The following is a 9,769-nucleotide window of genomic DNA, read 5'->3' on the forward strand; positions in this document are numbered from 1 at the left end:
GCCGGTCTCCCCGGCCGGCGACAGCGCGGCGACGGTCTCGCCCCCCTGTGAGCCCAGGTCAGGGACGAGGGGCGGCGTGCCAACGCCAAGAGGTCTGGAGGGGCCTGCCCGGCAGGGACGTACGGCCCGTCGCCCACAGGAGGGCCGGCCAGGGCTCCGTGCCGTCCGGGGTGCCGGGGAACAGGCGGTGCAGGGCGCGGGAGCACAGGGCGGCGGACGGTTCCCAGGGGATGTCCAGACCTTCCGCCAGGTCGTGGGTGTGGACGAGGGTTTCCACGATGCCCATCGCGGCGAAGCCCTCGGGGTTCGATACGCCCCAGGGATGGTGCGCGCGGACTTCCGGGGAGGCCGTGCGGACCATGGCGACCAGGAGGCCGCCGCACGCGTCGAGTACCTGTAGCAGGCCCGCGGGGCCGGCGTCGGGGTCCGCGTGGACGGCGTTCTGGGGGCCGCCGGCGCGGCGGCTCCACCGCGGGAAGGGCACCCTGCCGTTGAGCGGGGGCTCCTTCGGGGCCAGCCGCGTAGCGTAGGAGAAGAAGGCGTTGGCCAGATGCTCAACGGTCTCCCAGCAGGTCCACTCCAGCGAGCCGGCCTTCTCCTCCCACGCCTCCGGCGGCACCTCGCGCAGGACGGCGATGGCGAGCTGGACGGTCCGGTCGAGGTCGTCCGCGGTGACGGGATCCACTGGTCGAGGCATCCCCCGACCGTACCGATCTCCCGGGCCCGCCGAACGGTCAGGTCCTCAACCGGGGATCGGGGCGGCGGTTCCGCTCACCTTGATTCCGCTGCCGTCCCCCGCCGGCACGTCGACGAGCAGCCGGCTGGGCCGGCCCATGTCCGCGCCCTGGTGGATCGTGATCCGGGCCGGGGGCCGGACGAGTTCCAGCGCCCGCAGGTACCCGCCGAAGGCGGCCGCGGCGGCGCCGGTGGCCGGGTCCTCGACGACCCCGCCCGGCGGGAACGGGTCGCGGGCGTGGAAGACGGTCGCCGACTCCCGCCAGACCAGGTGGACGGTCGTCCAGCCGCGGCGTGCCATCAGGCCGCCGAGCGCCCCCTGGTCGTAGTCGAGGTCGGCGAGCCGCGCGCGGGAGGACGCCGCGAGGACGAGGTGGTCGTTGCCCGCGTTGGCGATGCGCGGCGCGAGCAGCGGATCGAGTTCCGCGGCGTTCCAGCGCAGCGCCTTCAGGGCCGAGGCGAGATCGGCCTCGCCGACGTCGCGGACGGCCGGGGCGACGCTCGTGAGGGTGGCGAGGATGCGGCCGTCCACCGGCCGTGTCTCGACGCCGACCTCCCCGGCGGAGGTGTTGAGCCGGAGACGTCCGGTGCCCTGCCGCTCCGCCAGCGCGACGGCGGTGGCGATCGTCGCGTGCCCGCAGAAGGCGACCTCGGCCAGGGGGCTGAAGTATCTGATCGTGAAGCGGCGCTCGTCCGCGCCTCCGTCGTCCATCAGGAAGGCGGTCTCGGAGAATCCGATCTCGGCGGCGATCTCCTGCATCCGCGTGGCGTCCATCCCCCGTGCGTCAAGAACGACACCGGCCGGGTTGCCGCCCTCGCCGTTCACGTCGAAGGCGGTGTAACGCAGGGCGGCGGAACGCTCGCCTGTTCTTGCCGGGCTGCTCATGCCGGAAGTCTGCAGCCCCGCCTAGTATCGCGTCCAACGATGAATTGTGATGGAGCACATCGGAGTCGTCGATGGACACGCGCCTGCTCGGCAGCTTTCTGACCGTCCTCCGCGTCGGCGGGATCACCGCCGCGGCGGCGGAACTCGGCTTCGTGCAGTCCACGGTCACCGCGCACATCCAGGCGCTGGAACGCCAGGTGGGAACGCCGCTGCTCGACCGGCGTCCCGGTGGCGTCTCCCCCACCCGCGCCGGCGCGCTGCTGGCCGAGCATGCCCGGCAGATCCTCGACCTGGAGAAACGGATGCTCACCGAGCTCACCGCCGCGGCCACCGAGCCGGCCGGCCCGATACGGCTGTGGGCCCCGGAGTCCGTGTGCGCCTACTGGCTGGCACCCGTCCTGCCCGAGGTGCGGGCGAAGCTCCCGGACGTCAGCCTGTCGCTGTTCCCCTCCGACACGCGGACGGCGCTGACCGCGCTCGCCGACCGCCGCGCCGACCTGGCCCTGATCCTCGAACCCTCGCCGAGCCCGCCCGATGTGGACCTGGTGGACCTCGGGGCCCAGCCGCTGTCCCTCGTCGCGGCGGCCGCCACCGGCCTTCCCCGGCACCGCCCTCTCACGCCGGCGGAGCTGGCCTCGGCGGGTGTCCTCCTGCTGGAGGAGGGCTGCTCCTACAGCGACGAACTCGCGGCCCTGGTGGCGTCCAGCGACCCCACGACGACGCCGCCCCGCTTCGGCGGCATCGAGACGGCGAAGCGATGCGCCGAGGCCGGGCTCGGTGTGGCCCTGCTGCCGGCGGTCGCGGTCGCCGGCGAACTCGCCGACGGGCGGCTGGCCGAGTTGCGGCCACCGGGCGGGCTGTCCCGGCAGCACCTGTGGCTCGCCGAACCCGCGGCCGGATGGCGCTCCCCCGCCGTCCGGGCCGTCCACGGCATCCTGACCGCGGCGCTTCCGCGCACACCCTGACGACAGCTCTACATATCCTCTGAAGTGCCGGGTATGCCCGCCGGGCAGCTCATGGACGGGCCGCAAAGGAAGGGTTCAGTGGTGCTCGATCGGATGCGTTCGGTCGCGGGACTCGGAGTCAGAGCGACCCGCGCCGTGCGGGACGCGGGCGTCCTGCGGCCCATCCGCCCCGACCGGGCGGCCCGGCTCGTCTTCTCCTACGCGCGGTTCGGGCCGGTGCCCGCGACGCTCGGCGCGATGGCCGCACTGCGGTTCCCCTGCCGGACGGCGCTGATCGACGAGCGCGGGACGCTCACCTGCGCGGAGCTCGAGGAGCACGCGGCGTCGCTGGCCACCGCCCTCAGAAGCCGGATGGGGGACGGACGCGTCGGCGTCCTGTGCCGCAACCATCGCGGGTTCGTGGAGACGGTTCTCGCGGCGTCCCGCCTGGGCAACGACATCGTGCTGCTCAACACCGACTTCTCCGCCACCCAGCTGGGCCAGGTGGCGGAACGCGAGGGAATCGAGCTGCTCGTCCACGATCAGGAGTTCACCGCCACCGTGGACGGGTCCGGCTTCGCCGGGCGGCGCCTCCTGGCCTGGGCCGGCACCGGGGCGGACACGATCGACTCGCTGATCGGCGGCACCGAGCCCGAGCCGATCGTCCCGGGCCGCACCGGCAACGTGATCGTGATGACGTCCGGGACCACCGGCACGCCGAAGGGCGCCCGGCACGACATGTCGCTGTCGGCGCTGGTGCCCGTCGCGCTCACCCATCTCATGCGCGTCCCCCTCCGGTCGGGCGCGCCGATCGTGATCGCACCGCCGCTGTTCCACATCCTGGGCCTCGCCTACACGGCGGTGGGGCTCGCGATGGGCATGCCGCTCGTGCTGCCCCGCAGGTTCGATGCGCGGGAGATCCTGCGGACCATCGCCGACCACGAGGCGGAGGCGCTGGTCGCCGTGCCGGTGATGCTCCAGCGCATCCTGGCCGTGGACGACCGGCCGCGGACCCCGGCCCTCCGCGTGGTGGTGTCCGGCGGTTCGGTGCTCCACCCCCACCTGTCGGAGGCGTTCATGGACGCGTTCGGCGACGTCCTCGTCAACGTGTACGGCGCGACCGAGACGGGCTGGGCCACGATCGCCACACCGCAGGACCTGCGGAACGCGCCCGGCACCGCCGGGAGGCCGTCGTACCGGCTGACCGTCAAGGTCCTCGGCGAGGACGGACGGGAACTGCCGCCCGGCGAGACCGGGGAGATCTACACCGGCGGCGGCCTGCGGTTCGCCGGCTACACCGGGGGCGGCGGCAAGCACGTCCTGCGCGGCCTGACCGGCACCGGCGACCTCGGCCACTTCGACGCGGCGGGGCGGCTGTTCATCGACGGCCGCGCCGACGACATGATCGTGTCCGGCGGGGAGAACGTGTTCCCCGGCGAGGTCGAGGACCTGCTCGGCGGCCACCCGGACGTCGCGGAGGTGTCGGTGACCGGCGTGGACGACGAGCAGTTCGGCCGGCGGCTCGCCGCCCGCGTCGTGCGGAAGGCCGGATCGGCGGTCACCGAGGACGACCTCAGGGAGTACGTGCGCGGGCACCTCGCCCGGTACAAGGTGCCGCGCGACGTGCGGTTCGTCCGGGAGCTGCCGCGCACCGGCACCGGCAAGGTCAGGACCGGGGCGCCGCCGGACTGAGGGCGGCGCCCGGGCCCAAGGCCGCACGGTCCCGGACGCGCCCGGTCACACGCTCACGCCGCACCCCGGTTCCTGGCGGCGATGCAGATGCGGGCGAGGTCGTCGAGGGCGCCCGCGCGGCGCTCGTCCAACGTGCGGTGATCGCCCGGGGCGGCCTCCGCGAGGGTGTCGATGACCAGGGAGAACACCGGCCATTCGGCGGGGCCGATGGCGCCCTGGAAGTCGACGCCGTCCGCGAGGTCGTCGAGGTCGAGGTTGCGGGCGAAGGTCGCGAGGGCGGCCTCGGCCGCGGCGACGCCGATGCGCATCGCCAGCGCGGCGGGCTCACGATCGAGGGACCGCACGGTGTTGGAACCCATGTTCGACAACATAGAACATATGAGCGATCCGCGCCGAACATACGGTCGAAAAGTTATCCGACGATCGCCTGCGCGAACAGGTACGAATGCGTGAAGTGCAGGGCGCCGTCGACCCTGCTCGGGCGCATGCCGGTCGCCGGGCCGCCCGCCAGTTCGTCCTCCAGTTCCCGCCGGATCCGCGTGGCGTCCTCCGCCGGGGTGCGCGCGAACTCCAGCCACGGGTCGAGGGGGCGGACGTAGTCGAACCGCTCGGTGCGCTTCACCTCCGCGCCGGCCGCCGTGACGAAGTCCGCGATCTGCGCCTCGGTGAGCGCGGTGCCGTGCGAGGGGTCGCGGAGGCGCTCGATGCGGTCGGGGTCGCCCGCCAGGCCGTCCGGGCGGACCAGGTCGGCGATGATCAGCGCGGCACCGGGCCGGCTGACCCGGGCCATCTCCGTCACGACGGCGGCCGGGGCGGCGACCTGGTGCAGCGAGAACCGGGTGACGACCAGCGTGAACGACCGGTCCACGTACGGCAGCGCGGTGCCGTCGCCGCGGGTGAAGGTGATGTTCGTGATGCCCGCGTGGTCGGCGTCGCGTTTGCCTTCGGCGAGCATCGCGGGCGTGAGGTCGAGGGCCGTCACGTGCCGGACGCGGTGGGCGATCGCGCGGGACACGATGCCGGTGCCGGCCGCGACCTCCAGCACGACGTCCTCAAGGTCGAGTTCGGGGTCCATGAAGCGGACGAGCCGGTCCAGATGACGGGTGAACGCGCCGTTCAGCCTCGGGTCGGCGAACCCCGCCGCCTGCTTGGAGAACTCCCGTACGACCTTCTCGTCATGCGTCACCGTCACGTCGCCTCCCTGGGATGGTTGCCCGGATCATCCCCCGAAAGCACGCACGGTGAACAGGGGGGAGTGAGGCTCATCACCCGTTTCAGGGACGAATCACACCGCCGGGACGCCGTCGAGCAGCGCGGCGAGCCCGTCGGCGTCCAGCAGGTCCGCCGGGCGGACGGTGACGTTGGCGCCGACATAGTGGAACGCCGCGCTGACCTTCGCGACGTCCACCCCGGCGAGTTGCGCCCACGCCAGCCGGTACGCGGCGAGCTGCACCGACGCGAACCGCGCCTCCTCCTCCGGCGGCGGCGAGCCGGTCTTCCAGTCGACGACCTCGTAGCCGTCCCGGGAGCGGAACACCGCGTCCATCCGGCCGCGGACCAGCCGGTCGCCGATGATGGTCTCGAACGGCACCTCGATGTCGAGCGGTTCGCGGGACGCCCACTGCGACTCCTCGAAGCGCGCCCGCAGCCGGGCGAGGTGCGCGTCGCCCGCGGCGCCCTCGTCGGCGGCGCCGGGCAGCTCGTCCGGGTCGATGAGGCGCTGCTGCCCCCAGCGGCTCTCCAGCCAGGCGTGGAACGCGGTGCCGCGCCGCGCGTAGGGGGCGGGCGGCCGCGGCATCGGGCGGCGGATCTGCCGGGCCAGCGCCGCCGGGTCACGCGCCAGCGACACCAGCGACGACACCGACAGGTGCGCGGGCAGCTCGACGAGCAGGCCGTCACCGGAACGGCCCCGGTCGCGTTCGGCGAGCAGCAGCTCGACGTCGCGCGCCCACGCGGTCATGCGGGCCCGGTCGGCGTCCGACAGCCCGGTGCGGCCGGGCCAGTGCCGGGTCCGCCCGGTCATCTCGTCCTCGACCATGCGGGCGGCCGCCACGACCGCCTCGTACCGTTCGCGGGCGGTGAGATCGCAACGGCCGCGCTCCCCGGGCGCGGCGGGCCACCGCGCCTCCTCGGGGTCGGCGAGCAGCGGGTTCTCGGTGCCCTCCTCGGGCGGGTCGGTCCACACGGCGACGGACCCGGCGCCCGCCAGGCAGACGGCCCGCACCTCCTCCAGGAACGGTGACGGGCCGAGCGGGCGCCCCGACGAACCCCACCAGTAGCCGGTCGTGATGAGCAGGCTGGACGCGCGGGTGACCGCGACGTACGCAAGGCGCCGCTCCTCCCGCAGGTCGCGCTCGGAGCACGCCCGGTCGAACGCGGCGAGGTCGTCCTTCTCCAGCCCGTTCAGCGGCGGCAGGTCGGCGCGGTCGCCGCGCAGCATGAACGGCAGGACGCGCGGGTTCGCCGTCCAGCGGGTGGCGTTCTGCGGCGGTGACGGGAAGATCGAGCCCTTGGCGGGGGCGCCGTTCTTCTGCGGCACGTACGACAGGCCCGGCACGACCACCACCGGCCATTCGAGGCCCTTGGAGGCGTGGACGGTGAGCAGCTTGACGCTGTTGGTCTCCCCGACCCGCCCGGCCTCCAGCCCGAACTCCTCGGCCTCGGCGGCCTTGAGGTAGGCGAGGAACGCGCCGAGCGTCGGGTCCTCGGCGTCGCCCGCGAACGTGGCGGCGGCGTCGATGAACGCGTCGAGGTCGGCGCGGGCGGTCACCGGGTCCAGGCCGGACCGCGCGGCGACCTCGATGTCGAGGCCGAGCGCCCGTTCGACCTCGGTGACCAGATCGGGCAGCGGCAGCCCGACCTGGCCGCGCAGGGCGCGCAGCTCGTCGCGGAGGCGGCGCAGCCGCCCGTGGCCCTCGGGCGAGTACGCCTCCGGGGAGCCGAGGTCGTCGAGCGCGTCGACGAGGCTGCCGGTCTCCTGGTTCAGCTCGCCGACGAGCTGCCGCAGCGGATCGCCCTCCGGCGGGGGCTCGTCCGGCACCGGTTCGGCGGAGCCCTCCGGCGGGGTGACGTCGCGCGCCGACTCCTGCGCCAGCGTGCGGGCCCGCCGCCCGAGCGCGACGAGATCGCGCGGCCCGAGCCGCCAGCGCGGGCCGGTCAGCAGCCGGGCGAGGGACGCGCCGGCGGTCGGGTCGTGCATGACCCGCAGCGTCGCGACGACGTCCTGCACCTCGGGGACGGTGAGGAGCCCGCCGAGCCCGACCACCTCGACGGGGATGCCGCGCGCCTCCAGCGCCCGCCGGATCAGCGGGAACTGCGACCGCTTCCGCGCGAGGACGGCGACGTCGGAGTACTGGAGCGGCTCGGGCTGCGGGCCGCCGTCCGGTGCCGTCTCCGGGTCGGCGGCCAGGAGCCCGGCGATGCGCGCGGCGATGCGGTCGGCCTCGTCCTCGACGGTGGAGAAGAGGGCGCATTCGACGCGCCCGCGCCCTTCGCGCCCCGCGCCCGGGATGAGGCGGGGCACGGCCTTCGTCTCGGCCCGCAACTCCTCCTGCACCCGGGCCGCCGCCTCCAGGATCAGCTCGCCGTTGCGGAACGAGCGGCTCAGCTGGACGACCGGCGCCGGCACCGGGCGCGCGCCCGCCGCCCCCGGCTGCGCCGGGAAGTCGTAGGCGAACCGCAGCAGGTTCCCGGCGCTCGCACCGCGCCACCCGTAGATCGACTGGCACGGGTCGCCGACCGCCGTCACCGGGTGCCCGCCCGCGAACAGCGATCGCAGCAGGACGAGCTGCGCCTGGCTGGTGTCCTGGTACTCGTCCAGCAGGACGACGGAGAACCGGGACCGCTCGATCATCCCGACCTCGGGATGCCCGTGGGCGATACGGGCGGCGAGGGCCATCTGGTCGCCGTGGTCGATGACCTCCCGGCCGGCCTTGGCCCGTCCGTACGCCTCGACCAGCGGCATGAGCTGCTCGCGGACGGCGTGCTTGGCGAGGATGTCGCGCTGCGCCTTGAGCGGCTTCTTCAGCGCGGCGAACCGTTCGTCCAGCCAGGCGCCGACCTTGCGGATGTCGTCACCGGTCCGCAGATGCTCGGCCAGGTCGCCGGCCAGCTCCATGACGGCCTTGGTGACGGTGTCGGGCTGCCAGTCGATGCGGTCCATGGGCCCGTTGTAGGTGTCGACCACCCGCGAGCAGATCTGCCAGGCGACGGCCGGTGAGATCAGCCGCATGGTCGGTTCGAGCGCCTCGCGCAGGGCGTGGTCACCGAACAGCCGCGCCGCGTACGAGTGGTACGTCGACACCATCGGCTCGCCGTCGAACAGGGCCTCGCCGCCGAGCCGCTCAAGCTCGCTCGCCGGCAGGACCTCGCGCAGGCGGTCGAGCCGTTTGCGGACCCGCACACCGAGCTCGGCGGCGGCCTTGCGGGTGAACGTCAGCCCGAGCACCCGTTCCGGCCGGACGAAGCCGTTCGCGACCAGCCACACGACCCGCGCGGCCATCGTCTCGCTCTTGCCGGACCCGGCGCCCGCGATCACCGCCATCGGCGCCATCGGCGCCTCGATCACCCGGGCCTGCTCCTCGGTGGGCTCGGGGATCTCCAGCAGCCGGGCCAGCTCTCCCGGCGTGATCACCTCGCTCCCCCCGAGCTACTCGCCGACCTGACCGCCCTCGTCATGGACGGGACAGCAGGAGCGTACGGGACAGGTGCGACACTTGTCGTTCGCCCGCGCCTGGAACACCTCGCTCGCCATGCCGGTCGCGACGATCTCGATGAGCTTCTTGGGCCATTCGGGGTCGGCGTCCTCGCCGGGCGGCGGCTGCTCCTGCTCCCGCGCCCGCGCCGCGAACGCGGCCTTGCCGACCTGGATGAGCTTGGCGCCGCCGGGCTCGATCAGCCCGTGCCGCTCGAACGCGCCGAGCATCACCGCGTACTGGTAGACCCCGAGCTGGGGATGCCGCGCCAGGTCGTCCTTCGGGACGGCCGTGGAGGAGGTCTTGATGTCGATGATGACCGCGCGGCCCTGGTCGTCGCGTTCGGCGCGGTCGATGCGGCCCTTGATGACGACGCGGCCGAGGTCGACCTTGAACGCCTCCTCCAGCGCGACGACCTCGTTGGGGTTGTCGCGGTGCCAGGCGAGGAACCTGTCGACCATCGCGGTGGCCTGCTCGCGCTGTTTCTCCGAGTACCAGGAGCTGCGGAACTCCAGGTCGTTCCAGATCTCGTCGAGCCGCCGCGCGACGTGGACCTCGTCGATCCCGTCGTCGGCGCCGGCCATCTCGGCGACCGCGTGGACGACCTTGCCCATCGTGCTGTACTCGTTGGGCCCGCCCTCCTGCGCGCCGACCGCCGAGGCGAGCAGCCAGCGCAGCCCGCAGGTGGTGAACGCCTCGACCTGGGACGGGGAGATCGTGATCTGCTCGTCCTCGGCGAACGCGGGCCCGGAGGCCGACAGCGCGGTGATGGCGTACCAGTTCTCCGGCCGCGCGCCGCGCACGCCCGCGCGCGCGAG

Annotated in this window: 8 protein-coding genes; 2 read left to right on the forward strand and 6 right to left on the reverse strand. The window is 73.9% G+C overall.

Translation table 11 applies throughout. The annotated features are described in order from the left end of the window. Positions 1-58: 58 nt before the first annotated feature. Positions 59-697, reverse strand: coding sequence for a DinB family protein (locus AF1_RS20995; protein WP_067801840.1), 639 nt, complete (start codon positions 695-697; stop codon positions 59-61). 45 nt (positions 698-742) lie between these two features. Further along, positions 743-1,621, reverse strand: a complete 879-nt coding sequence (locus AF1_RS21000; protein WP_067801843.1) for a PhzF family phenazine biosynthesis protein — start codon at positions 1,619-1,621, stop codon at positions 743-745. A gap of 71 nt (positions 1,622-1,692) precedes the next feature. On the opposite strand from AF1_RS21000, the gene AF1_RS21005 reads away from it, so the two are divergent. Both AF1_RS21005 and AF1_RS21010 read left to right on the forward strand, forming a co-directional pair. Continuing rightward, a complete protein-coding gene (locus tag AF1_RS21005; protein ID WP_067801846.1) occupies positions 1,693-2,586 on the forward strand; it encodes a LysR family transcriptional regulator in 894 nt (297 codons plus the stop codon). Positions 2,587-2,664: 78 nt separating this feature from the next. Next, on the forward strand, positions 2,665-4,257 hold the full coding sequence (locus AF1_RS21010; RefSeq protein WP_242608861.1) for an AMP-binding protein: 1,593 nt from the start codon (positions 2,665-2,667) through the stop codon (positions 4,255-4,257). Positions 4,258-4,310: 53 nt separating this feature from the next. Here the strand turns inward: AF1_RS21010 and AF1_RS21015 are convergent, their stop codons facing one another. The 4 genes from AF1_RS21015 to AF1_RS21030 form a co-directional block, all read right to left on the reverse strand. Next, positions 4,311-4,616, reverse strand: coding sequence for a hypothetical protein (locus tag AF1_RS21015; RefSeq protein WP_067801849.1), 306 nt, complete (start codon positions 4,614-4,616; stop codon positions 4,311-4,313). Between the two features lie 53 nt (positions 4,617-4,669). Then, positions 4,670-5,449, reverse strand: coding sequence for a class I SAM-dependent methyltransferase (locus AF1_RS21020; protein ID WP_067801852.1), 780 nt, complete (start codon positions 5,447-5,449; stop codon positions 4,670-4,672). A gap of 93 nt (positions 5,450-5,542) precedes the next feature. Further along, positions 5,543-8,890 carry an ATP-dependent helicase gene (locus AF1_RS21025; RefSeq protein ID WP_067801854.1) on the reverse strand — a complete coding sequence of 1,116 codons (3,348 nt, stop codon included), beginning with the start codon at positions 8,888-8,890 and terminating at the stop codon, positions 5,543-5,545. A 15-nt stretch (positions 8,891-8,905) separates the two neighbouring features. Then, positions 8,906-9,769 (reverse strand): RecB family exonuclease (locus tag AF1_RS21030; RefSeq protein ID WP_169804051.1); only part of this gene is annotated, 864 nt, incomplete at its 5' end.

The sequence above is a fragment of the Actinomadura formosensis NBRC 14204 genome (genome assembly GCF_001552155.1).
Taxonomy (GTDB): Bacteria; Actinomycetota; Actinomycetes; order Streptosporangiales; family Streptosporangiaceae; genus Spirillospora; species Spirillospora formosensis.